Origin of the sequence: Micromonospora sp. DT233 (genome assembly GCF_049841815.1) — a bacterium.
Taxonomy (GTDB): Bacteria; Actinomycetota; Actinomycetes; order Mycobacteriales; family Micromonosporaceae; genus Micromonospora.
Map to the genome: position 1 here is coordinate 733159 of NZ_JBNCLB010000002.1, position 24141 is coordinate 757299.

The window sequence follows — 24141 nt, forward strand, 5'->3', positions numbered from 1 at the left end:
GTCAGTCAACTGCCGAGCAGAGGAGAGCGCGATGACCGGCTCCGCGCAGCCCACGCGACTCCACATCCCCCTTCGCCCGCTCTGGCTCTGCCGGGTCTGCGGTGGGCCGTGGCCCTGCGGCACGGCCCGGCTGACCCTCCTGGCCGACTACCGCAACAGCCGGATCGCCCTGGCGATCTACCTCGCGGGGATGCTGTACGACGCCGTCGAGGACCTGCACCGGATCGACGCGCACGACGCGCCTAAGCCCGGAGCGCTGCACGCACGCTTCCTCGGCTGGGCAACGCTCCGCACACCCCGCACCCCGACCGACTGACAGACCCGATCACCGGGACTACTCACCGACAATTGCCCTTCAACCGATTGGGCTGGGGTCCCTCCGAACTGGGCCGTCACCCTTCCTGGGCGGCGCGGGCCTGTCGCCAGTGCCGGCGCACGATCTCACCAGCCGCATCGGCCGAGGTGACCACGAGGCCGATCTCTGCGGCCATCGGCGCGTACCGCGCGGTCCACGCCGAAGGTGGAGGCGGAAGATCCTCTGGCACGGAATGCGTTTGTCGGACCGCGAAGACGTGGCGCACTCGCCGGACGAGCGCGGCATCCGCCGGCACACCGTCCTCCACCAGCAAGACCAGGTCGATCAGGTCTCTGACTCGACTCGATTCCCCGCTTTCGTACAGCCGGGTCAAGGCGTGGAGCTTCTCGGCGTACTGCTGGCGCAGGTCGGCAACCCAGACCGAGCGGGTCGGGATCTGCGCGAAGGCCAGGTCGTCCGGCAGGATATGCCGCTCCACCCCGCCGATCTCCTCCGGACGTGCCACCACGTCGAGCTTGAGCTTCGCGAAGAGTTGACCGGCGAGACGGCAGTCGACCGGGAACCGCCACGCCGGTCGTCCGTAGGCGTCGTCGCGGAGCCGGACCGGCTGCGCGACCGAGTACACGAAGGCATCGCCGTCCGGGTCGGCGAGCAGCGCGTCGACGAGAACCTCGTGCAGTTCCACGCCGTCGGCCGGATCACTCACGAGTCCGGGACGCAGCACCAAGTCGAGGTCGCGCGTCGACCTGGCAAGCCCCGGACGGCGCAGCTCGACCGCCATCCCTCCCTTGAGCACCCAGGCGTCGGCGTTCTCGTTGACGAGCCGGACGAGGAGCCGGGCGAAGGCCAACCGACGACGAAGCCAGTTCGGGTCGCGGCCCAGCGTCCGCGCGCGGGTCGAGGAGCCGGACGTCCAGGGCCGCGCGCAGGGCGGAGGCGCTTGAGTACTTGCCGCTCATCGGTCCGAGGCTGTCAGCGCAACATGGATGCCGAGCTCCGCTGTTGGGCCCAACTGAGCGGCGGCGTCGCGCAGTCGGCGCGGCGTGGTCAGGCCGCGTTCCAGCGCATCGCCGACGGCACTGTCCAGCCATTGCTGCTCGATCCTTGCCTCAGCGCACTCGGCAAGAGCCCTGCTTGGTGTCGTCACGCGGTATCCATCTCGATCTTCGATGTGCTCCTCGGGAGGAAGCGGCCGGTGCAGGACTGTCCCCGCCGTCGTGCGCCGAAATCGCGTCGGCACGGACAGGTGCACCCGCCCCGGATCGACCTCCCCCAGGTCATGTGCGGAGAGCGCGCTGGCATGGCTCACCACGCCAACCCCGCCGCTCCACAGCGTCAAACGGACGAGGTGGTCGAACTGTTGCGCCGGCCACTCTGAGATCCGGAACACTCCCCTGCCCACCCGCAGCCAGTTCCCCGAGTCGACGTGGTGCTTCTGCGCCTGGTGCGAGTATCCGACTTCGACGGCCTGAGCGGCGGTGAAGAACCCATGCTGACGACCGGCGAGGCCGAAGAGCCTACGGCGGAGCGCCAGACGGTCCGAGAGCACGAACCGACGGTAACAAACTAAAGGAAATCTTTAGTTTCAGGACGCCACGTTAACGGAAACTAAAGTTCCGCTCGCTATACACCCTTTTGCCGGCTTCGACCGCTGCGCAGCCTCTCCGGCCCAGCATCAGAGTCACCGGCTCGCGCCGCCTGCGGATCAGTCGGAGCACAGCTGGACGGCGTCAACCAGGACGACCTCCGGCCCGTACAGCTCGCCGGTGAAGCCCTCGGCACCGGCCAGCGGCAGGCGGGTGCCGTCCGCGATCACCGCATTTCTTATAACTACAGTTCTTAGAAGTGTAGTTATACATTCTGCGGCACCGGGTCGGGGCTGACCGGACGAACGACCGGGCGGCACGATGGGGGCATGAGCGACGCGTACGTCTCCGGCGACCCCGACGGCCTCTCCCCCTGCTGGTCCGGATCCGCGACGCGGTGTCCCGGGAACTGCACGCCCAACTGGCCCTGCGCGCCGAGCGGATCGAGCTCGCCGACGTGCCGGAGGTGGCCTACCAGATCACCCGGCAGGTGGACGCGGTCCTGACGGCACCGAGCCGCCCCCGGCCATGATCACCGAGTGGGAGAACGCGGCTGGAACTGTCACCCCCGACCCCTAGGATCAGGGCACCGACTCGGCCGGCGGGCACGACCGCCGATCTCCCGGGCCGGTTCCCTGACGAAGGAGATCGATGGGATCTGTGCGCGTTCCACGCGGCTGGGCCGCCCGCCTCGCCGTGGCGGGGCTGGTCGCGGCGACCGCCGTGGCCGGCGTCGCCGCCCCGGCTGCGGCCGAGGACGACCCGGGCTGGGTCAGCGCCTGGCTCGATGACATCACCGTCGGCACGCCGGGCGCGCCCGGCCGGACGGCCGAGCTGCGCCTGAGCAGCACCGGGGCCACCGATCCCCGGGTCAGCTTCGACCTGACCGGCCTGGCCGGCGTCGCCGCCGCCACCTTCCCGAGCTGGTGTGTCACCTCGGCCAGCACGGTGACCTGCCCGATGCCCCCGACGGCGACGCCCGACGAGTGGGGCACCGTCGAGGGCACGGTGCCGGTGGTGCTGCGGGCCCTGGCCGGTGCCACCGCCGGCACGACCGGCACGCTGGGCTACACGGTCGCCGCCGACCGGGTCGAGCCGCAGGCGCAGCAGGCCGCCGTCACCGTGGCCGCCGGTCCCGTGCCGATCAGCCTCGTCGACGCGTACGTGCCGGGGCCGGCGGTGGGCGACACCGTCAACGTGCCGGTGTCGGTGGTCAACGGTGGCGGGGAGGCCGCCGAGGACCTGCGGCTGACCCTGCGCTTCTCCGTCGGGCTCGTCCCGGCGGCCTACCGCAACTGCCGCTACGGCACCGACCCGATGCTGCTCACCACGGTGATGGTCTGCACCGTGCGCGGCAGCTTCGTCCCGGGCCAGCGCTACAAGCTGCGGGGCGGCGTTGCGACCACGGTCACCCCGGCCGCGCTGGGCGACAAGCGGGCACTGCAGTTCGTCGAGCCGTTGGCCACCGCCGGGCCGCTGCCCGCCGGGGTCACGCTCACCCGCCGGGAGTCGGACCGCCAGCTGCGGTTGCGGGCGTTCGGCGACCCGGTGAGCGTCCTGACGGCCGGGCAGAACGACCCCTGGGGGCAGTACTACCTGCGCGACATCCGGGGCACATTCGACGTGGTCGCCCTCGGGGCCGCCGCCACCGGGGCGGTCGGCGACACCGTCCGGGTCCAGGTCGGCATCCGCAACGACGGCCCCGGCGTGCCCGACGACAGCGTCTCCGGCGGCGGGGCGGCCAGCTTCCGGTTCACCCCGCCGGCGGGGACCACCGTGACGAGCCAGCCGGGCGGGGGATGCGCGCCGGGCGGCAGCGAGGAGGAAGAGGGGCCGCCCCTCTACTGGTACTGCGGGAAGCCGGGGCTGCTCTTCGCCGCCGGCGAGACCTTCACCGTGGCGTTCGACCTGCGGATCGACGGCCCGGTCGGCGCGGCGGGCGAGGTGCGGGCCAACCCGTACCCGCGTGTCGACGACGCCCCGGCCAACGACGTGGCCGCAGTGACGGTGAGCTGACCGACCGAGTGAGCTGACGGAAGGGCCCCGGCTCCCGGCCGGGGCCCTTCCGAGACTGCGTCAGGTCAGAAGTTGCCGGCCGTGTTGCACTTGGCCTTCTGGACGATGCAGTCCTTGACCCGGTGGCCGAGCGCCGCGTTGTCCCAGGCGAAGAACGTGTCGCCGTGCATCGACGAGGCCATGCCCGAGGCCAGCGTGAAGCCGGCGGCGCTGCCCTTGGTGTCGTAGCCGAAGACGAACGAGATGCTCGGGATCGCGACCGGGAACGCGCCGCTGCACCTGCCGTTGACGGCGTTCCCGACGTGGGACTTGTGGTCGGGGCTGTCCAGGTGGATGCCGTCCCAGCAGTCCGGGAAGACGAGCTGATAGGTCAGGTTGGCGGTCGGCGCGCAGATCGGCCAGTTGCCGTCGGTACTACGCCCGATCGAGCCGCCGTCGCCGGCGCACCAGAACTGGTTGGGCGCTCCATCGGGGGTGGCCACCTGCCGCTTCGCGTCACCGGCGATCATCCGGAATCCCTGCGGGAACGGCACGGTCTTGGTCGGGTCGTCCAGGCGCGAGCCGTAGTACACGACGAGTTCGTTGCTCGGCTCGACGGCGACGCCGCGCTCGTACAGGGTGGGAATCCAGTAGGCGGAGAGGTCCTTGGCGGGCCCGCAGCTCGTCGCGGTGTTGCCGAGCAGGCTCTCGGTGGTGCTGTTCGCGTCGGTGCCACGGTTGCCGAAGAAGCTGTGCATGTGCGACGCGCCGGGCAGGCCCGGGAAGACGATCGGGTCGTCCTTCTTCGAGTGGCTGTAGGTGCAGGTGGCGTTGAACTCGGGAACCCGCACGGCATTGGCGGGGGCCGGGTTGATGCGCATGGCGTTGAACTCGGCGAGCTGGGCGCTCCACTTCGCCTGGTCCATCTTGATCCAGCCCGCGCCGATCGGGCCGCCCCCGGTGCCGAAGACCTGGAACTCGAAGAGCGACACGCCGTACTGGGTGCTGCGCTTGGTGGTGTGCACCCGCACGTACCGCCCGGTGCCGTTGACGGCGAGGGTCTGCACGCCGCCGGTGCCGTTGGTGACGGTCTTGACCGTCGTCCACGTCGAGCCGTTGGCGGAGGTCTGGACGGTGAAGTCGATCGCGTACGCGCGCTCCCAGTTGAGGACCACCTGGTTGACGGTGGCCGAGCCGCCCAGGTCGACCTGGAGCCACTGCGGGTCCCCGGCCGCGCTCGACCAGCGGGTGGCCGGGTTGCCGTCGACGGCGGCGGAGGCGGGCGTGCCGCTGTTCTCGGTCGACGACGCCGTCGCCGGCCGCCCCTGCGACAGCGGGGTCTCGGCGGCGCTGGCGCCGGGCAACACCTGGTTGGCCAGGAACGTGCCCGTCAGCGCGGCGAGGGCGAGACTCACCACCACGGTACGGAGTCGCCGGCGTCGGCCGGGGCGGGAAATGGACCGCTGCATGGCGGCTCCTTCGCGTCGGTACGGATAAGGCCCCATAAAGAGCGCTCTCTCAGGGACCCACTCTGTGCCGACCGTCGAAGTATGTCAATGCTGCCCAGCGCCGCCGGGGTGCGGAAACTGCCTCTCGGATCAGTCGATGCCGGCGTACGAGTGCAGGCCGGTGAAGAAGAAGTTCACCCCGAAGAGGTTCATCAGCATGGTGGCGAAGCCGAGGATGGCGATCCAGGTCGCCACGTTCCGCTTCACGCTCGGGGTGGCGCGGGCGTGCAGGTAGCCCGCGTAGACCACCCAGGAGATGAACGCCCAGGTCTCCTTCGGGTCCCAGCCCCACGCCCGGCCCCAGGCCGCTTCCGCCCAGATCGCCCCGGCGATCACCGCGAAGGTGAAGACCGGGAACGCGAAGGCGTGCAGGGTGAAGGTCAGCCGCTCCAGGCCCTCGGCCGCCGGCAGCCGCCGGGCCAGCGTGTACGGGAAGCTGCGCTTGCCCCGCTCGTAGCCGTTGCGCATCAGGAACGCGAGCGCCGGCACCGCGCCGAGCAGGAAGATGCCCGACGAGAAGCTGATCGTCGACACGTGCACGATGAACCAGTACGACCGCAGCGCCGGCATCAGCGGCACCACCTCGACGTAGAGCTTCAGCTCGGCGAAGGCGAGCAGCAGCACCATCACCAGGGTGAGGAAGAGCCCGAGGCGGCGCAGCGAGGGGCGCTTGGCGAGCACGGCCAGCCACGCCGCCGTGCCGATGAACGAGATCGTCAGCACGAACTCGTACATGTTGCCCCAGGGCATCCGGTCGGCGGCGATGCCGCGGGTGACCGTGGCCGCGAGGTGCAGCGCGGCGGCGAGCACCGTGAACCCGACCGCGATGAGCCCGGCCAACCGGGCCCGGTCGGCGAACCGGCCGCCCCGGGGCGGGGCGGCGGCCGGGGCGGCGGGCTCCACCGTCGTACCGCCGGGGGCGCCGACCCCCGCGCCGACCAGCTCGCGGGCGGGTGCCGCCGGTGCGACGGCGCGGGCGTTGCCCACCGCGTACTCGACGGCGTGGCAGATCATCGCGACCAGGTATCCCAGGATCGCGAATGTGACCAGCTGGTCGGAGAGTGCGGACATCACTGCGCTCCTTCTCGCGTCCCGACCGGGTCGCCCTCGTCGCGGCCCTCGCCGCCCGGAGCGCCCGGCCTTCCGTCGCCGCCGATGGCGGCGACGAGCTGGGCGAACTCGTCGGCGAAACCTGGATAGTCGGTGCGTGGCAGGCCACCGGCCTCCACCAAGCTACTACCGCTCGTCGGAGATCCACTCGCCGGGGCGGCGGGTGCCGGCGTCACCCGGAACCAGACCCGGCGGCGCTTGCCGAAGAGCGAGCCCATCAGGCCGACCAGCAGCACCGCCGAGCTGACCAGCAGCAGCGTCGAGCCGGGGTCGTGGCGCACCGACAGGGTGACGTACGGCTTCGTGCCGACGAACTCCAGCACGCTGCCGTCGTCCAGGGTCCACTTCTCGCCCACCGCCAGCTTCTTGTCGCCCACCTGCTTGAGCTTGCCGTTGGTGACCTGGCGCTGGTCGAGCTGGTACACCGAACCGGGGATGCCGGCGTCCAGGCCCAGGTTGCCCCGGTAGGCCACCAGGACCACCGCCGGGTTGCGCTCCGCCGGGAACTCGGAGCGGTTGAACGGCCCCTGCTGCGGGGCGGTCGGCAGGTAGAGCCCCTCGAAGGCGACCTGCAGGTTCGGGTCCCGCCTGCCGGTGACCGGGTCGACGTTGACGTCCGGGAACGACGCCAGGCCCTCGCTGGTCAGGGTGGCGTCCCCGCTGGTCAGGAACGGGAAGCTGCTGGTCTGGGTCTTGCCGTACCGGTCGGTGTAGCGCAGGACCGGCGCGTACCCGTGGCCGAGCAGGTAGACGTTGGCCCCGTCGAGGCGCAGCGGCGAGTTGACCGCGAAGGACTCGGTGCGGGTGGACCCGCCGATCTCCTCCACCTCGACCGTGGCGCGGTAGAACTCCGGCTGCGTCGACTCGAGGAACCGCGCGTCGAAGCCGGTCAGGCTCAGGCAGAACGGCGGCAGGTCGGCGTAGTCCACCTGCGGGCCGAGATCGGCCTCGGCGTACTGCTGACGGGTGTTGCAGAACTGGTTCTCCGCGCCCGCCACCAGCAGCTTGTTGCCGTGCCAGCCGTACCAGGAGCCGAGGGCCACGCCGAGCAGCACGGCGATCAGCGAGGTGTGGAAGAGCAGGTTGCCGGTCTCCTTGAGGTACCCCTTCTCGGCGGAGACCTCCGTGCCGCGCACCACCACCCGCCAGCGGCGGCGGCGCAGCTCGGCGGCGACGGCCTCGGCGTCGGTGTCGACGCCCGTCAGCTCGGCGTGCTGGGGCAGCCGCTCCAGGCGCTTCGGCGCGGCCGGCGGCCTGGTCCGCAGCGCCCGCACGTGGTCGCGCAGCCGGGGGATGATGCAGCCGATCAGCGAGGCGAAGAGCAGCAGGTAGATCGCGGAGAACCAGACCGACCCGAAGACCTCGAACGCGCCCAGCCGGTCCAGCTTCGGGGCCAGCTCCGGGTGCTCGACGAAGAACTCGTTGACCTTTTCGATGTTGACCCCGCGCTGCGGCAGCACCGAGCCGGGGATGGCCGCGACGGCGAGCAGGAAGAGCAGGATCAGCGCCGTACGCATGCTGGTGAGCTGCCGCCACGAGTTGCGCAGCAGCGCCAGCAGCCGGTTGGGCCGCCGCCGCTGCGGCGTCCCGGCCGGCGGCGTGGGCCGATCTTCCACGATCGTCATCAGATGCTCACCTCGCCCACGCCGACCGTCGTCTGCAACCAGATCACGAAGTTCGTCCACCCGCCGGTGACCAGCGCCAGGCCGATCAGCACCAGCAGCACCCCGCCGACCCGGGTCACCCAGCGGCTGTTGCGCCGCACCGCGCGAAACACCCCGAGCAGGCGGTGGAAGCCCAGCCCGAAGACGACGAACGGCAACCCCAACCCCAGGCAGTACGCCACGGCGAGCACCACGGCCCGGTCGGTCTGCCCGCCGGGGGTGGCCATCCCGAGCACCGCCGCCAGGGTGGGGCCGGTGCAGGGCATCCAGCTCAGCGCGAAGACCGCCCCGAAGACCGGCGCGCCGAGCAGGCCGGCGGCGGGCAGCCGCTGGATGCGGAACTCCCGTTGCAGGCCGGGGAGCACCCCCACGAAGGCCAGGCCGAGCAGGATGACCAGCGCGCCCGCGCCGATCTCCAGCGCCCGCTCGTACCGGATGAAGACCCGGCCGACGCTGGCGAAGAGGATCGCGGTCGCGGTGAAGACGGCGGTGAAGCCGGCGATGAAGAGCAGCGTCCCGGCCAGCACCCGGCCCTTGACCGCCGCCGCCGTCCGGCCCCGCTCCCCGACCCGCTCCCGCACCGCCACGCCCCCGCCGGCGGTCTCGGTGGCGCCGCGCGCCTTGGCTCCGCTGCGCCCCCTGCCTTCCCCTCGGCCCTCCAGGTCGGCGCCGGCCAGGCCGGTGACGTACGACAGGTAGCCGGGAACCAGCGGCAGCACGCACGGGGAGAGGAAGCTGACCAGCCCGGCGAGCGCCGCCGCGCCGATGGCCAGCAGCAGCGGACCGCTGCGGGCCAGCTCGTGGAAGGTCTCGCCCATCAGCGGGGGCCGCCGGGGGCGGGTCGCTCGGCGGCGATCCGCTCGACGACGGGTCGCAGGCGGTCCTGGGTGACCGCCGAGCGGATCACCACCGCGAGCTTGCCGTCGCGGTCCAGCACGACGGTCGCCGGGATGGTGGTGGGCGAGATGTCGAAGCCGAGCGCGAGCCGGCTCGGCGGGTCGAAGAGGCTCGGGTACGTGACCCGGCCCTCCTCGAAGGCCAGGGCCTTGTCCCGGTTGTCCTGCACGTTGATGCCGAGGAAGGTCACCCCGGAGGACTTGGTGGCCTGGTACGTGGCCTCCAGGTCGTCGGCCTCCGCCCGGCACGGGGCGCACCAGGAGCCCCAGAAGTTGACCACGACCACCTGGCCGCGATCGGTCGTCACGTCGTAGTTACCGCCGGTGAGCAGCTCGCCGGCCAGCTTCGGGGCGGCGGAACGCTGGTCGGGGGCGCACTCGATGATGCCCTCGGTGTTCGCGCAGCGTTCCTCGGAGCTGTCGGCGGAGCAGCCGGCCAGCGCCGCCGTCGTCACGGCCACGAGGAGCCCCGCGATCCACCTGCCGGCTGACATCAGGCCCCCTTGGCCGTCCGGGCTGTCGGCGAGATGGCGATCAGGTGGGCGGCCGGCTCGCTGTAGCCGATCCCGGCCACCTTGGCCCCGTCGAAGTGGAACGAGGTGAGGCTGGCCAGGCCGCACTGCCGCTTACGCGGGTCGTGCCAGAGCCGCTTGCGCTCGACGTGCCGGCGCAGCGTCCAGATGGGGAGCTGGTGGGAGACCAGCACGGCCTCGTGCCCCTCGGCGGCGAGCCGGGCGGCGTGCAGGGCGGCGAACATCCGCTCCGCGATCGCCCGGTACGCCTCACCCCAGGACGGGGTCACCGGGTCGCGCAGCACCCACCAGTTGCGCGGGTCGCTGAACGACCCGTCGCCCGGGGAGACCTTCTTGCCCTCGAACCAGTTGGCGCTCTCGATCAGCCGCTCGTCGACCCCGACCGGCAGGTTGAACTGCGCGGCGATCGGCTCGGCGGTCTGCTGGGCGCGCTCGAGCGGGCTGGCCACCACGTGCACCACGTCCCGGTCGGCGAGCCCCTCGGCCGCCGCCTTGGCCATCTGCACGCCCAGCTCAGACAGGCGGAAGCCGGGCAGCCGGCCGTAGAGGATCTGGTCGGGGTTGTAGACCTCGCCGTGCCGCAGCACGTGCACCACCGTCTTGCTCACCGCTGCACTCACCGCTACCTCCCGTGGCCTGCCGCTGCCGCCGCGTTCGCCGCCGAGGGCAGGGCGGCGGCGAGGTGTTCCAGGGCGGCGTCGTCGATCGCCGCCGAGACGAACCACGCCTCGAACGCGCTGGGCGGCAGGTAGACCCCGTCGGCCAGCATCGAGTGGAAGAACGCCTTGAACGCCGGGACGTGCTGGGTCCGCGCGCTGTCGTAGTCGACCACGTCGGCGTCCGTGAAGAAGATCGAGAACATGCTGCCCGCGTACGACAGGCGGTGCGGGACCCCGGCGGCGGCCAGCGCGTCGGAGGCGAGCCGGCCCACGACGGCGGCCGTGTCGTCGAGCTTGCGGTAGACCGCCTCGTCGGCGAGCCGCAGCGTGGCCAGGCCGGCGGCGCAGGCCAGGGGGTTACCGGAGAGGGTGCCGGCCTGGTAGACCGGGCCGGCCGGGGCGAGCCGCGCCATGACCTCCGCGCGCCCGCCGAACGCCGCGGCCGGCAACCCGCCGCCCATGACCTTCCCGTACGTCCAGAGGTCGGCGTCGCACGGGTCGAGGCCGTGCCACCCGGCGCGGGAGACCCGGAACCCGGTCATCACCTCGTCGACGATCAGCAGCGCGCCGTGGGCGTGGGCGATCCGGGCGAGCTCGGCGTTGAACCCGTCGCGGGGCGCGACCACGCCCATGTTGCCGGCCGCCGCCTCGGTGATGACCGCCGCGATGTGCGGCCCCTCGGCGGCGAAGGCCGCCTCCACGGCGGCGACGTCGTTGTACGGCAGCACGATCGTGTCCCCGGCCGCCGCGCCGGTCACGCCGGGCGAGTCCGGCAAACCCAGGGTGGCCACGCCGGAGCCGGCGGCGGCCAGCAGCCCGTCGGAGTGCCCGTGGTAGCAGCCGGAGAACTTGACGATCTTCGACCGGCCGGTGAAGCCCCGGGCCAGCCGGATCGCCGACATGGTGGCCTCGGTGCCCGAGTTGACCAGCCGGACCTGCTCGACCGGGGTGCGGTCGACGATCTCGGCGGCCAGCTCCACCTCGCCGGGCGTCGGGGTGCCGAAGCTGGTGCCCAGGGCGGCGGCGGCCTGGACGGCGGCGACGACCTCCGGGTGGGCGTGCCCGAGCAGCAGCGGGCCCCAGGAGCAGACCAGGTCGACGTAGCGCCGGTCGTCGGCGTCGTAGAGCCAGGGCCCCTCCCCCCGCACCATGAAACGCGGGGTGCCACCGACGGCCTGGAACGCGCGCACGGGTGAATTCACCCCGCCGGGAACGAGGGCGCGGGCGCGGGCGAACAGGGCCTCGGAGGCCGGCGCGTCGGCCGGGTAACGGCCGGATCCGGCGGGAAAGGTGTCGGTCACGATGCGGCCATTCTGTCAGCGCCGGGCGACGAATCGGCAGCCACCCCTGGCCGGCGTTACCGGGCTCACGCGAAAAAGGCCTGCCTGACCGGGTCACGCGCCTCGGCCGGGACCGCCACGGCTCGCCCCGCCTCGCCTCGACGGGCCGAGGTGCCTGGTTCACGCTAGGCTGGCCGGGTGGATCGTGCCGAACTGTCCATCACGCTACACCGGACGGGCGATGAGGTGGTGCTTCGCCTTGCTGGTGAGATCGACATGCTCACGGCCACCCAACTCTCGACGGTCGTCAACGAGGCGCTGGTCGATCCGCCGGCCCGGATCATCCTCGACCTGGGCGGGGTCACCTTCTGCGACTCGCAGGGCCTGGGCACCCTGGTCGTGCTCAGCCGCAAGACCCGCCACGCGCAGAGCCTGCTCGTCCTGACCAACGTCGGCGACTTCCTCCTCCGCGTCCTGGACATCACCGGCCTGCGCTCAGCCCTGATGATCCGCAACGACACCCCCACCCCCTAACCCCCACCCCCACCTGGCCCCCCCCCGGCCCGCCCGCACCCCCGGTGTTGATCAAGAGGTTTGTGTCAAGTTTGATCTTTAAGATGACACAAACCTCTTGATCAACACCGGGGGTGCGGGTGGGGGTGGGGTGGGGGTTAGGGGGTTAGGTCGCGGTGGGGGAAGGTTAGGAGGCCCGTTGCGGTGAGGGTGGCGGCCGTGGTCGTCAGCACCAGCAGGGGGGTGGGTGGGATGGGGCCGGCGGCCAGCACCGGTGGGGTGTGGGTGAACGGGGACACGTCCAGCAGCCACTGGCTCAGCTCCAGCACCGCGCCGAGTTGGCCGAGCAGCAGGCAGGCGGCGAGCGCCGCCCACGCCATCGGCACGCTGAACCGGGGCAGCAGACCGAACAACAGCACCGCCAGGCCGACCAGCACCCAGACCGCCGGCACGTGGGCCAGCGCCGCCCCGGTCAGCCGGGGCACCCGGCCGGCGACGTCGCCGACGCTCAGGCCGTAGGAAAGCCCGGTCGCCAGGCCGGTCGCGGCCAGCATCACCACCGGGCCGAGCAGGGCGAAGAACAGGTGGGCGAGCACCCAGCGGGGCCGGCTCACCCCGGTGGCGAGCACCGGTTCGGCCCACTGGGCCGTCTCCTCGGCCCGCATCCGCAGCGCGGCCTGGATGCCGTAGCCGGCGGCGGCGAGCGCGACGACGCTCAGGGTCGCCCCGAGGTACGCCTCGGCGATCCCCGTCGTGCCGCCGAGGCGCTCCATCATCCGGGCGACGGTGGCGTTGCCGTCCACCGCGTCCCCGGCCGATTCGGCGGCGCCGCCGAGCACCGCGCCGAGGGCCGCCGCGCCGACCGTCCAGCCCAGCAGCGCCACCCGGTTCAGCCGCCAGGCCAGCCCCCACGGGCCGGCCAGGGTGCGGCCGGCGACGGCCGGGCCGAGCCGCTGCGGCAGCACGCCGGCCCCGAGGTCCCGACGCGCGGAGAGCCGCAACGCCACCGCCCCGACCAGCGCGCTTCCCGCCGCGAGCAGCGCCAGCGGCCACCAACGCTCACCCGAGTACGGGTGGGTGCGCTGCGCCCAGCCCAGCGGCGAGAGCAGGCTCAGCCACTCCGTCCCGCCCGCGTCACCGGCGAGCCGGACCAGGTAGGCCACCCCGAGCGCGCCGAGGCCCAGCCCCCGTGCCCCGGCCGCGCTCTCGGTGAGCTGGGCGGCGAGGGCACCCACGGTGGCGAAGGCCACCCCGGCGAGGGCGACCGAGAGCCCGTACGCCAGGGACCCGGCGGCCGGCAGGTCGACGGCGACCAGACCACCGGCGACGAGCAGCCCGAGCAGCAGGTCGGCGGCGTACGTCACGCCCAGCGCGGCGGCCAGCCCGGCCCGCCGGCCCAGCACGGTCGCGCCGAGCAACTCCCGCCGGCCCGACTCCTCCTCGGCGCGGGTGTGCCGGACCACCACGAGCAGGCTGATCAGCCCGACGATCAGGTGCAGCAGCCCGGCCCGTTGGGCGGCGAGCGCGCCGACGCTGTCGCCGTACACGGGGCCGAGCAGCGCCACGATCGACGGGTTCCCGGCGGTGCCGGCCGCGTACTCGGCGCGCTGGGCGGCGGTCGGGTACAGCGCGGCGTACGTCGCGGCGTAGCTGGCGGGCAGGACCGCGAGCAGTAGCAGCCAGATCGGCAGCAGCACCCGGTCCCGGCGCAGGATCAGCCGGACCAGGTGCCATGTGCCGGTCACCGGGTCACCTCGGCGGACGACGACGCGGTGCCGGGCGAGCCGGTGGCCGGGCCCGGACCGTAGTGCCGCAGGAACAGCTCCTCCAGGGTGGGCGGCCGGCTGACCAGGCTGCGTACGCCGATCTCGGTGAGCCGGCGCAGCGCGGCGTCGAGCGCCTGGGTGTCCGCGTCGAAACGGACCCGCTGGCCCTCCGTCCGCAGGTTGTGCACGCCGGAGAGCTCCGCCAACCCGCGCGGCGGCCCGGCCAGCTCGGCGTCCACGGAGGTGCGCTGGAGGTGACGCAGCTCGGCGAGGGTGCCGGACTCCACGGCGCGGCCGTCGCGGATGATCGTCACCCGGTCGCAGAGCGCCTCGACCTCGCCGAGAATGTGGCTGGAGAGCAGCACGGTGCGACCTTCGTCGCGGGCCCGGACCACCCAGTGCTGGAAGACCTCCTCCATCAGCGGGTCGAGGCCGGAGGTCGGCTCGTCGAGGATCAGCAGCTCGGCGTCGGAGGCCAGGGCGGCGACCAGGGCGACCTTCTGCCGGTTGCCCTTCGAGTACGCCCGGCCCTTCTTACGCGGGTCCAGCTCGAAGGCGGCCAGCAGCTCGTGACGGCGGGCGCGGTCGATGCCGCCACGCATCCGGCCCAGCAGGTCGATCACCTCACCGCCGGTGAGCTGGGGCCAGAGGGTCACGTCACCCGGCACGTACGCCAGGCGGCGGTGCAGGGCGACGGCGTCCCGCCAGGGGTCGCCGCCGAAGAGGCGGGCGGCCCCCGTGTCCGCCCGCAGCAAACCGAGCAGCACCCGGATCGCGGTGGACTTGCCCGCGCCGTTGGGCCCCAGGAAGCCGTGCACCTCGCCCGCCTGGACGGTCAGGTCCAGCCCGTCGAGCGCCCGGGTCCGGCCGAAGGTCTTCACCAGACCGGAGACCGCTATCGGAGTTTGCATGATTCATAAGCTACAGTCGTTTCAGAAAGTTGTGAAGACTGTGGAGGGCGGGGCACGATCTGATACCCGACCCACGCCGAGGGAGAGCCCGATGACCCCCGCCGAGCCGCCCCGCCGCAACGAGGAGGCGGTCCACTTCTTCGTGGAGCGGATGGCCATGGCCTTCGCGGACGTCGGCTTTCCCCGGATGGCGGGCCGGGTGCTGTTCACGGTGATCAGCGCCGACGAGCCGCTGACCGCCGCCGAGATCGGCGAGCGGCTCGGGGTCAGCGCGGCGGCGGTCTCCGGCGCGGTCCGCTACCTGACCCAGCTCAAGGTCCTGGCCCGCGAGCCGGTGAAGGGGTCCCGGCGCGACCGCTACCGGATGCCGGACAACGCCTGGTACGAGGCCGCGATCACCAAGACCGGCCTCTACAAGAGCTTCATCGACATCGCCGACGACGGGCTCGATGCCCTACCCGGCCGGGACACCCCGGCCGGTGAACGGATCTCCGAGATGCGCGACTTCTTCGCCTTCGTCCAGGAGGAACTCGACTCGCTCGGCGAGCGTTGGCGGGCCCGCCGCGCCGCCACCGGCCACGGCGACCCGCCACCCACCCGATAGCCGAAGGCCCGGACGGGTAGGCGTTGCGCGACTCAGCGCGGCGTTCAGCGGGTGTTGCCCCAGCGGGCCTGTTCCAGCAGGTCGACGGCGCGGTCGCAGGCGTCCGGGCCGTCGGCCCGTAACAGGGCGGTGGCCTCGTCGACGGCGTCGGTGAGCGTGCGCCACTGCGTCTCGCGCTCCCGCACCACGTCCGACTGGGCGGCGAGCTGCCGGGTCTTGACCCACAGCTCGACGAAGACCGACACCTTGGCCCGCAGCACCCAGGGATCGAAGGGCTTGGTCAGGTAGTCGACCGCGCCCACCGCGTACCCCCGCAGGGCGAGTTGGGCGTCCTTGTCGGCGGCGGTGAGGAAGATGATCGGCACGTGCCGGGTGCGTTCCCGCCGCTTGATGTGGCTGGCGGTCTCGAAGCCGTCCATGTCCGGCATCTGGGCGTCGAGCAGGATGACCGCGAAGTCGTCCACCAGCAGCTGCTTGAGTGCCGCCTCACCGCTCTCCACGGCGACCGACTGCACCGGCAGCCCCTGGAGGATGGCCTCCAGGGCCATCAGGTTCTCCCGCCGGTCGTCGACCAACAGCGCCTTGGCCGTCTGGGTCACGCTCTCTCCTCGCCTCGGGTGCCGCCGCTCACCCAGGACGCCATCAGTTCGATGAGCTGGTCCAGGTCAACCGGCTTGGTGATGTAGTCGCTACCCCCGGCCGCGAGCGCGGACTCGCGGTCCCCCGGCATCGCCTTCGCGGTCAGGAAGACGATCGGGAGATCGGCGAAGCGGTGGTTACGGCGGATCTGTCGGGTGGTCTCGTAGCCGTCCTGGTCGGGCATCATCGCGTCCATCAGCACGAGGTCCACCTCCGGATGTTCGGCCAACCGGCGGACGCCGTCCGCGCCGTTGTCCGAGTACAACACGGTCATACCGTGCAACTCCAATGCGCTGGTCAGCGCGAAGACGTTCCGCACGTCGTCGTCGATGATCAGCACGGTGACGCCCTCCAGCCGGCGGGTGGCCGGCGAGTCGGTCGCCACCTGCAGCGTCGGCGGGGGCAGCAGCAGCGACGAGGGCAGGCCGGCCCGCGACGGCGACGGCGGCGCGGGCGCGACCACCGCGTCGGGGGCCAGCACGTCCGGCACGTACAGGGTGAAGGTCGAGCCCTGGCCGGGCACCGACGTGACGACGATCGAGCCGCCCAGCAGGCGGGCCAGGTCCCGGCTGATCGACAGCCCGAGCCCGGTGCCGCCGTAACGGCGGCTGGTCGTCCCGTCGGCCTGCTGGAACGCCTCGAAGATCAGCGACAGCTTGTCGTCGGAGATGCCGATGCCCGTGTCGATCACCGTGAAGGCGATCACCTGCCGGGCGTTGGTCAACGCCGGCACGTCGAAGACGACGTTCTCGGCGGCCGGGGCGATCCGCAGCGTCACCGCCCCGCTGTCGGTGAACTTCACCGCGTTGGAGAGCAGGTTGCGCAGGATCTGCTGCAACCGCTGGGCGTCGGTGACCAGCGCCCGGGGCAGCTCCTCGGCCACCTCGACCTGGAAACCGAGGCCCTTCTCCTCGGCCTGCGGGACGAACGCCTGCTCCACGTAGACCCGCAGCTCGTCGAAGCCGACCTCGGTCGGCTCGACGTCCATCCGGCCGGCCTCGATCTTGGACAGGTCGAGGATCTCGTCGATCAGGCGCAACAGGTCCGAGCCGGAGTCGTGGATGGTGCGGGCGAACTCGATCTGCTTCGGGCTGAGGTTGCGCTCCGAGTTCTCCACCAACAGCCGGGCCAGCAGCAGCAGGGAGTTCAGCGGCGTACGCAGCTCGTGGCTCATGTTGGCCAGGAACTCCGACTTGTACGCCGAGGCCCGGGTGAGCTGCTGCGCCTTGTCCTCCAGGCCGAGCCGGGCCAGCTCGATCTCCCGGTTCTGGGTCTCGATGTTGGCCTTCTGCTCGGAGAGCAACTGGGCCTTGTCCTCCAACTCGGCGTTGGTGCGCTGCAACTCGGCCGACTGCTCCTGCAACTCGTGAGCGAGCCGCTGCGACTGGGCCAGCAACTCCTCCGTACGCCGGTTGGCCTGGATGGTGTTGACCGCGACGCCGATGGTGAGCACCAGCCGCTCCAGGAACGACAGGTGCAACCCGGAGAAGGCCGCCACGCTGGCGAACTCGATCACGCCGAGCAGCTCGCCCTCGAAGAGCACCGGCAGCACCACCAGGTCGGCCGGTGGGGTGTCGGCCAGCCCGGAGCGCAGGGTGATCCGGCCGTCCGGCGAGGCGCTCACCCGGATCGTCCGGCGGGAGAGCGCGGCCTGCCCGATCAGCCCCTCGCCGGGGCCGAAGGTGACGTCGTGGCCCCGCGCCACGTAGCCGTACGAGGCGGTCAGCCGCAGCCGCATGCTGCCCTCGGAGGTGTCGGCCAGGAAGAACGCGCCGAGCTGCGCGTCGACCAGCGGGGTCACCTCCATCATGATCATCCGGCAGACCTCGCCGAGGTCCCGCTGCCCCTGGAGCAGGCCGCCGATGCGGGCCAGGTTGGAGTCCAGCCAGCCCTGCTCGGCGTTCTTCTTCGTCGTCTCCCGGAGGGTGACGATCATCTGGTTGATGTTGTCCTTCAGCTCGGCGACCTCGCCCTGGGCCTCGACCGCGATCCGCTGGGTCAGGTCGCCCCGGGTCACCGACGTCGACACCTGGGCGATGGCCCGCAGCTGGGTGGTGAGCGTGGAGGCGAGCTGGTTGACGTTCTCCGTGAGGTCGCGCCAGGTGCCGGAGACGCCCTTGACCTGCGCCTGACCGCCGAGCTTGCCCTCGATGCCGACCTCGCGGGCCACCCGGGTCACCTCGTCGGCGAACGAGGAGAGCTGGTCGACCATCGTGTTGACCGTCGACTTCAGCTCCAGGATCTCACCCTGGGCGTCCACGGTGATCTTCTGGGACAGGTCGCCCTTCGCGACCGCCGTGGTCACCGACGCGATGTTGCGCACCTGCGACGTCAGGTTCGACGCCATCGAGTTCACGTTGTCCGTCAGGTCCCGCCACGTGCCGGAGACGCCCTTGACCTGCGCCTGACCGCCGAGCTTGCCCTCGGTGCCCACCTCGCGCGCCACCCGCGTCACCTCGTCGGCGAACGAGGAGAGCTGATCCACCATCGTGTTGACCGTCGACTTCAACTCCAGGATCTCGCCCCGCGCGTCCACCGTGATCTTCTGCGACAGGTCGCCCTTGGCGACGGCGGTGGAGACCTGGGCGATGTTGCGCACCTGCGCGGTCAGGTTCGACGCCATCGAGTTCACGTTGTCGGTCAGGTCCCGCCAGGTGCCGGCGACCCCGCGCACCTGCGCCTGACCGCCCAGCTTCCCCTCGGTGCCCACCTCGCGCGCCACCCGCGTCACCTCGTCGGCGAACGAGGAGAGCTGGTCCACCATCGTGTTGACCGTCGACTTCAGCTCCAGGATCTCACCCCGGGCATCCACGGTGATCTTCTGCGACAGGTCGCCCTTCGCCACCGCCGTCGTCACCGACGCGATGTTGCGCACCTGCGACGTCAGGTTCGACGCCATCGAGTTCACGTTGTCCGTCAGGTCCCGCCACGTGCCGCTGACGCCCTTGACCTGCGCCTGACCGCCCAACTTCCCCTCGGTGCCCACCTCCCGCGCCACCCGCGTCACCTCGTCGGCGAACGAGGAGAGCTGGTCCACCATCGTGTTGACCGTGTTCTTCAGCTCCAGGATCTCGCCCTGGGCGTCCACGGTGATCTTCTGGCTCAGGTCGCCCTTCGCGACGGCGGTGGAGACCTGGGAGATGTTGCGGACCTGGCTGGTCAGGTTGCCGGCGAGCTGGTTGACGTTCTCCGTGAGGTCCCGCCAGGTGCCGGAGACCCCGCGCACCTGCGCCTGACCGCCGAGCTTGCCCTCGATGCCCACCTCCCGGGCCACCCGCGTCACCTCGTCGGCGAACGAGGAGAGCTGATCCACCATCGTGTTGACGGTGTCCTTCAGCTCCAGGATCTCGCCCTGCGCGGCGACGGTGATCTTCTGCGACAGGTCGCCCCGCGCGACGGCCGTGGAGACCTGGGCGATGTTGCGCACCTGCGCGGTCAGGTTCGACGCCATCGAGTTGACGCTGTCGGTGAGGTCCTTCCAGGTGCCCGCGACGTTCGGCACCTCCGCCTGGCCGCCGAGCTTGCCCTCGGTGCCCACCTCGCGGGCCACCCGGGTCACCTGCTCGGCGAAGAGCCGCAGCGTGTCGGTGAGCGAGTTGAACGTGTCGGCCAGCTCGGCGACCTCGCCCTTCGCCGACACGGTGATCTTCTGCGACAGGTCGCCCCGGGAGACCGCCGTGGCCACCTCGGAGATCGACCGCACCTGGTGGGTCAGGTTCGACGCCATGGTGTTGACCGAGTCGGTGAGGTCCTTCCAGGTGCCGGCGACACCGTGCACGTCGGCCTGGCCGCCGAGCTTGCCCTCGGTGCCCACCTCCCGGGCGACCCGCGTCACCTCGTTGGAGAACGAGCTGAGCTGATCCACCATCGTGTTGACCGTGCGGCCGATGCGCAGGTACTCCCCGCGCAGCGGACGGCCGTCGATCTCCAACGCCATCTGCTGGGACAGGTCGCCGTCGGCGACGGCCACGATCACCCGGGCGATCTCGGTGGTCGGGCGGCCGAGGTCGTCGATCAGCGAGTTGACGGCCCGCTGCCCCTCCGCCCAGGAGCCCTCCAGCCCCTCCTCGTCGAGGCGTTCGGTGAGTCGACCGTCCCGGCCGACCACCCGGCTGATCCGGCGCAGGTCGAGGTGCTGGCGCTCCTGGACCGCCACCACGTCGTTGAACGCGTCCGCCACCTCACCGGCGGCGCCCGCGCGGCGGGGCAGCCGGACCTTCAGGTCACCGCCGCGCACCCGGCGTAGCGCCTCCACCAGCTCACCGAGCAGGGCGGCCTGGTCCGGCGCGGACGGGTCCGCGGCTAGCGATCGTTTCGCCGTGGTCATCATTCCTCGCTCAGTTCGGGGCCGCCGGGCCTGGCCGGCAGGGGGCCGTCCCATCATTGTGCCCGCCCAACCACCGACACCAAGCCGCCCACCACGCCCCACCCCCCTCCGCCGTCCCCGTCCCTCCCCTCCCCCGTCCCGTTGATCATGAAGTTATTGCCATCCACGCGGCGTGTCGCTGGCAATAACTTCATGATCAACGAGGCGGGACGGGGGCGGGGGAGAGGGAGTGCGGGGGTGAGGGGTGGGTGGGTGGCTTGGTTTACGGGCGGTGGCGTTGCAGGATACGGAGGTGTCAGCGGAGGCAGGGCCGGCGATCTTCGACGGTCCGGACGAGCGCGTCCGGCGCGTACGGCTGCCCGCCGACCGGCGGACACCGGCCGCCGCGCGTGCCCTGGTCCGGTCCGTGCTGGCCGCCGCGCACCTCGACGACCTCGTCAACGAGGCGCTGCTGCTGACCACCGAGCTGAGCACGAACGCCGTCGAGCACGCCCGCACCGAGCTGGACATCGAGGTCGTCGCCGACGACGTCGGGCTCACCGTCACCGTCTCCGACTTCGCCCCCGGCTCCGTCGACGACCTGACCGTCGGCGTCCGCAACGACAACCCCGAGATCAACGAGGTTTCCGTGCGAGGGCGGGGCCTGCTGCTGGTGGACCACTTCGCCAGCCGGTGGGGCACCACGTACCTGCCCACGGGCAAGGGGGTGTGGTTCCGGCTGGACCGGTCGGACGCGCCCGCACGACCGGACGGCAGCGCCGGCCCGCAGGCCGGGACCGCCTGGGGCACCGCCGTGGCGCACACCGCCGGCCCGGCCGCCGACCACCCGGGGCCGAGCGCCGGGGCGATGAGCGAACTGATCCAGACCGCCCCCGACCCGTACGCCGAGGACCCGCTGCCGGCCTTCGCCGGTGACCTCCTCACCCGGCTGGCCGAGATGGTGGGCGCGGCCGGCGGAGTGGTCCGGCTGGACCGGGGCGACGGGCAGGGCACCCGGGTCGTCGCCCGGTACGGCCGCAATCCGCGCCCCGGCAACGAACTGCTCCAGGTGCCGCTGGCGGTGCACCGGCCGTACGCGGGGGAACTGGAGCTGGACGCCGCCCCCTCGACGTACGCCCGGCCGCTGGCGGTGCTGACCGCCGAGCGGCTGTCGTTGCACCTGGAGAACGACCGGCTGCGCCGGGCCGACCGGCGGCGGCAGGCCTGGCTGACCTTCCTGGCGGAGGCGAGCGAGCTGCTGGCGCAGTCCCTCGACGTCCAGCTGACCATGGCGCTGATCCCGCAGTTGGTGGTCCCCCGCCTCGGGCAGTGGTGCGCGGTGCACACCGCCGACGAGTGGGGGCGGCTGCGGCTCGCGGCGGCCATCCACGCCGACGAGTCGGTGCTGCCGCAGCTGGACAAGGTGCTCCGGGAGACGGGCCCGGACTCGGTGCAGGCGCGGCTGCGCGAGGCGTCGCGGACCGGCTCGCAGGTGCCCCTCGGCGGGCCGATGGAGGGCTTCGCGGTCCCCCTGGTCGCGCGCGGGCAGCGGCTGGGCACCCTGGCGGTGGGCCGCCACCAGCGCCACCGCCACGACGCCGACGAGGTCGCGGTGCTGGAGGACGTGGCCCGGCGGGCCGCCCTGGCCATCGAGAACGCCCGCATCCACGCCGAGCGACGCCGGGTGGCGCAGACCCTGCAACGGTCGCTGCTGCCGCCGGCGCTGCCGGAGGTCGACGGCATCGGCTTCGCCGCCGAGTACGTGCCGACCGGCGACGACGCGGAGGTCGGCGGGGACTTCTACGACGTGCTGCCGCTGCCCGACGGCCGCTGGCTCGTGGTCGTCGGCGACGTCTCCGGCAAGGGGATCGAGGCGGCGGCGGTCACCGGGCTGGTCCGGGACGTCATCCGGGTGCTGGTCACCGACGGCAAGCCGCTGCCGGAGGCCCTGGGTCGGCTCAACGAGACGCTGGTCGAGCGGGGCGGCGGGCGCTACTGCACGCTGGCGCTGGCGGCGGTCGGGCCCGGCGACGACGGCGGACTCGACGTGGACCTGCACCTGGCCGGCCACGACCGGCCCGTGCTGCTGCGGGCGGGCGACGGGGCCTCCTTCGTCGGCGTCGGCGGCACCGCGCTCGGCCTGCTCGACTCGATCACCTCGCCGACGGCCCGGATCGTGCTCGCCCCCGGCGACTCGCTGATCTTCTATACCGACGGGGTGACCGAGCGCCGCCGGGGCCGGGAACTCTTCGGCGTCGAGCGGCTGCGGGAGTCCGCCGCGCCGCTGGCCGGGTATTCGGCCGACGTGGTGGCCGCCCGGCTGCGCACCACCGCGATCGGCTTCTCGGTCGAGGCGCCCCGCGACGACATCGCCATCCTGGTGCTCCGCAACGACCGGCTCTAGCGCCGCCACGACCGGCCCGAGCGCGCCGACGACGGATTCGGGGTGACGCGCGGGCAGCGGGGGCGGCTCCGCCGCCGGGGCCCGCACGCCGTCGGCGGGACGTCGGCTCACAGGCCCAGTGCGCTGCGCACCGCCGGCGGCGCGGCGACCACCACGCAGCGGCCGCAGCGGCAGAGCAGCGTCTGGCGCACCCCGGTGACGATCGACGCCACCTGGTCGGCGGGGAGCGCACCCGGCAGGACCGCGTGCAGGATGCCCTGCCCGGCGCAGCCACGCATGGCGACGGGGTTGCCGGCCACGTCGCACAGCGCCAGGGCGACCGTCCTGAGGTCACCGACGCGGACGCGCGGCCCGTGCCGGCCCGCCCGCAGGTCGACGGCCGGCACCTCGATGCGCAGCGCGGTGTCGTCGGGGCCGAACGGGTAGCTCCCCCACCACGGCGGGGCCGACTGCTGGACCGCCGCCTTCTCGCCGAGGATCTCCAGCAGGCAGTCCGCCTGCTCGGAGACGTCGGCGGGATCGCCCTCCAGCAGGATCGCCAGGGTGCCCACGGCGCTCGGCGGCAGGGTGCGCTGGAACATCGAGGGGTGCCGGGCCCGGGCGACCGCCGCCGGATCGTCGGCGGGCAGCGTGGGGCGGGCCCGGCTCGCGCGGGCCATCAGGTCCAGCTCGACGGCGGCCGGGGCGACCGGGGCTGCGCGCACCAACCCCGCCAGCGTGTCCGCCTCGGCGGGGCTCTCCACCGGGCGGGTCACCCAGGCCCGGCTCGCCGGCAGGGGTTGGACCGGCAGGGTGGCCGAGACCAGGACCCCGCCACGGCCGCGCCGGGAGCCGTGCAGCAGCCGGGCCAGCCCCGGGCCGGACGCGTCGCCGCCGGTGCTGATCAGCTCGCCGTCGGCGGTCAGGTAGCTCATCGCGACCAGTTGCTGGCTGGGGCTGCCGTGCCGGTGCCGCAGCGGCCCGGCCTCGTCGGCGGCCAGCACCCCGCCGACCGTGGCGTCGGGCGACGGCGCGTCGAGGGTGAGCCGGTGCCCGGTGCCCGCCAGGATCGCCTGCGCCGCCCGCAACGGGGTGCCCGCCCCGATGGTCGCCACCCGGGCACCCGGCCGATGGCCGACGCCGGCCAGCCGGCCGGTGTCGAGCATGATGTCGACGTGCTCCGGGGCGGCACCCCAGTCGATCTTGGTGCCCGCGCCACGGGGCACCACCGTCAGGTCGTGGGCCGCGGCCAGCCGGAGCACCTTGGCCGCCGCGCCCGGATCGCCGGGCAACGCCACCCAGTGGGCCGGCCGCCCGGCGACCACGTCGGCCGCGCCCGCGAGCCGGGCGAAGGCCGGCCCGCAGATATCGATGAGTCGACGGATGATGTCCGCTGCTGCTGCCGCCATGCTCCATATCGTACAGGTGTTCGAAAGCTCTGCCTGTCCCTCGACGTCGGGGTCGGGGCGGCG

General features: G+C 72.5%; 20 protein-coding genes. 6 read left to right on the forward strand and 14 right to left on the reverse strand.

What is annotated here, in order from left to right:
• Positions 1–31 precede the first annotated feature (31 nt).
• Complete coding sequence (locus tag ACLQ2V_RS07525) at positions 32–316, forward strand: hypothetical protein (RefSeq protein WP_425717623.1); 285 nt, start codon at positions 32–34, stop codon at positions 314–316.
• 76 nt (positions 317–392) lie between these two features.
• Here the strand turns inward: ACLQ2V_RS07525 and ACLQ2V_RS07530 are convergent, their stop codons facing one another.
• Entirely contained in the window at positions 393–1166 is a 774-nt protein-coding gene (locus tag ACLQ2V_RS07530) for a nucleotidyl transferase AbiEii/AbiGii toxin family protein (protein WP_425717624.1), read from the reverse strand.
• Positions 1167–1271: 105 nt separating this feature from the next.
• Positions 1272–1865: a type IV toxin-antitoxin system AbiEi family antitoxin domain-containing protein gene (locus ACLQ2V_RS07535; RefSeq protein WP_425717625.1), complete on the reverse strand. Its 594-nt coding sequence runs from the start codon at positions 1863–1865 to the stop codon at positions 1272–1274.
• 434 nt (positions 1866–2299) lie between these two features.
• Here ACLQ2V_RS07535 and ACLQ2V_RS07540 point away from each other — a divergent pair, with 434 nt between their 5' ends.
• Positions 2300–2434 (forward strand): hypothetical protein, encoded by a 135-nt coding sequence (locus ACLQ2V_RS07540; protein WP_425717626.1) that lies wholly within the window; start codon positions 2300–2302, stop codon positions 2432–2434.
• Positions 2435–2553: 119 nt separating this feature from the next.
• On the forward strand, positions 2554–3918 hold the full coding sequence (locus ACLQ2V_RS07545; RefSeq protein WP_425717627.1) for a hypothetical protein: 1365 nt from the start codon (positions 2554–2556) through the stop codon (positions 3916–3918).
• 65 nt (positions 3919–3983) lie between these two features.
• On the opposite strand, the gene ACLQ2V_RS07550 is transcribed toward ACLQ2V_RS07545, so the two are convergent.
• The 7 genes from ACLQ2V_RS07550 to hemL all read right to left on the reverse strand — a co-directional run bounded on the left by ACLQ2V_RS07550 (position 3984) and on the right by hemL (position 11568).
• Entirely contained in the window at positions 3984–5366 is a 1383-nt protein-coding gene (locus tag ACLQ2V_RS07550; protein ID WP_425717628.1) for a DUF1996 domain-containing protein, read from the reverse strand.
• Between the two features lie 129 nt (positions 5367–5495).
• Positions 5496–6476, reverse strand: coding sequence for a c-type cytochrome biogenesis protein CcsB (gene ccsB / locus ACLQ2V_RS07555; RefSeq protein ID WP_425717629.1), 981 nt, complete (start codon positions 6474–6476; stop codon positions 5496–5498).
• The gene (gene resB / locus ACLQ2V_RS07560; protein ID WP_425717630.1) at positions 6476–8140 is read right to left on the reverse strand and encodes a cytochrome c biogenesis protein ResB; all 1665 of its coding nucleotides are present in this window, start codon (positions 8138–8140) and stop codon (positions 6476–6478) included. The genes ccsB and resB overlap by 1 nt, the downstream gene beginning before the upstream one ends.
• A complete protein-coding gene (locus ACLQ2V_RS07565) occupies positions 8140–8997 on the reverse strand; it encodes a cytochrome c biogenesis CcdA family protein (protein ID WP_425717631.1) in 858 nt (285 codons plus the stop codon). The genes resB and ACLQ2V_RS07565 overlap by 1 nt, the downstream gene beginning before the upstream one ends.
• On the reverse strand, positions 8997–9569 hold the full coding sequence (locus ACLQ2V_RS07570) for a TlpA family protein disulfide reductase (RefSeq protein WP_425717632.1): 573 nt from the start codon (positions 9567–9569) through the stop codon (positions 8997–8999). The genes ACLQ2V_RS07565 and ACLQ2V_RS07570 overlap by 1 nt, the downstream gene beginning before the upstream one ends.
• Positions 9569–10216 (reverse strand): histidine phosphatase family protein, encoded by a 648-nt coding sequence (locus ACLQ2V_RS07575; protein ID WP_425717760.1) that lies wholly within the window; start codon positions 10214–10216, stop codon positions 9569–9571. The genes ACLQ2V_RS07570 and ACLQ2V_RS07575 overlap by 1 nt, the downstream gene beginning before the upstream one ends.
• A 14-nt stretch (positions 10217–10230) precedes the next feature.
• Complete coding sequence (hemL, locus tag ACLQ2V_RS07580) at positions 10231–11568, reverse strand: glutamate-1-semialdehyde 2,1-aminomutase (protein WP_425717633.1); 1338 nt, start codon at positions 11566–11568, stop codon at positions 10231–10233.
• Between the two features lie 177 nt (positions 11569–11745).
• Here hemL and ACLQ2V_RS07585 point away from each other — a divergent pair, with 177 nt between their 5' ends.
• Positions 11746–12081, forward strand: a complete 336-nt coding sequence (locus ACLQ2V_RS07585) for an STAS domain-containing protein (RefSeq protein ID WP_425717634.1) — start codon at positions 11746–11748, stop codon at positions 12079–12081.
• A 137-nt stretch (positions 12082–12218) separates the two neighbouring features.
• On the opposite strand, the gene ACLQ2V_RS07590 is transcribed toward ACLQ2V_RS07585, so the two are convergent.
• Together ACLQ2V_RS07590 and ACLQ2V_RS07595 are read right to left on the reverse strand one after the other, a co-directional pair.
• Positions 12219–13805 carry an ABC transporter permease gene (locus tag ACLQ2V_RS07590; RefSeq protein WP_425717635.1) on the reverse strand — a complete coding sequence of 529 codons (1587 nt, stop codon included), beginning with the start codon at positions 13803–13805 and terminating at the stop codon, positions 12219–12221.
• On the reverse strand, positions 13802–14737 hold the full coding sequence (locus ACLQ2V_RS07595) for an ATP-binding cassette domain-containing protein (RefSeq protein ID WP_425717636.1): 936 nt from the start codon (positions 14735–14737) through the stop codon (positions 13802–13804). Before ACLQ2V_RS07595 ends, ACLQ2V_RS07590 begins: the two co-directional genes overlap by 4 nt.
• Before the next feature lie 91 nt (positions 14738–14828).
• On the opposite strand from ACLQ2V_RS07595, the gene ACLQ2V_RS07600 reads away from it, so the two are divergent.
• Positions 14829–15341 carry a GbsR/MarR family transcriptional regulator gene (locus ACLQ2V_RS07600; RefSeq protein ID WP_425717637.1) on the forward strand — a complete coding sequence of 171 codons (513 nt, stop codon included), beginning with the start codon at positions 14829–14831 and terminating at the stop codon, positions 15339–15341.
• Between the two features lie 44 nt (positions 15342–15385).
• Here the strand turns inward: ACLQ2V_RS07600 and ACLQ2V_RS07605 are convergent, their stop codons facing one another.
• Both ACLQ2V_RS07605 and ACLQ2V_RS07610 read right to left on the reverse strand, forming a co-directional pair.
• The gene (locus ACLQ2V_RS07605) at positions 15386–15940 is read right to left on the reverse strand and encodes a response regulator (RefSeq protein ID WP_425717638.1); all 555 of its coding nucleotides are present in this window, start codon (positions 15938–15940) and stop codon (positions 15386–15388) included.
• Positions 15937–20307: a HAMP domain-containing protein gene (locus ACLQ2V_RS07610; protein ID WP_425717639.1), complete on the reverse strand. Its 4371-nt coding sequence runs from the start codon at positions 20305–20307 to the stop codon at positions 15937–15939. The genes ACLQ2V_RS07605 and ACLQ2V_RS07610 overlap by 4 nt, the downstream gene beginning before the upstream one ends.
• A gap of 292 nt (positions 20308–20599) precedes the next feature.
• Between ACLQ2V_RS07610 and ACLQ2V_RS07615 the strand changes: the two genes are divergently transcribed.
• The gene (locus ACLQ2V_RS07615) at positions 20600–22690 is read left to right on the forward strand and encodes a SpoIIE family protein phosphatase (RefSeq protein WP_425717640.1); all 2091 of its coding nucleotides are present in this window, start codon (positions 20600–20602) and stop codon (positions 22688–22690) included.
• Positions 22691–22797: 107 nt separating this feature from the next.
• Here the strand turns inward: ACLQ2V_RS07615 and ACLQ2V_RS07620 are convergent, their stop codons facing one another.
• Positions 22798–24078 carry an FAD-binding oxidoreductase gene (locus ACLQ2V_RS07620; RefSeq protein ID WP_425717641.1) on the reverse strand — a complete coding sequence of 427 codons (1281 nt, stop codon included), beginning with the start codon at positions 24076–24078 and terminating at the stop codon, positions 22798–22800.
• Positions 24079–24141: the final 63 nt, after the last annotated feature.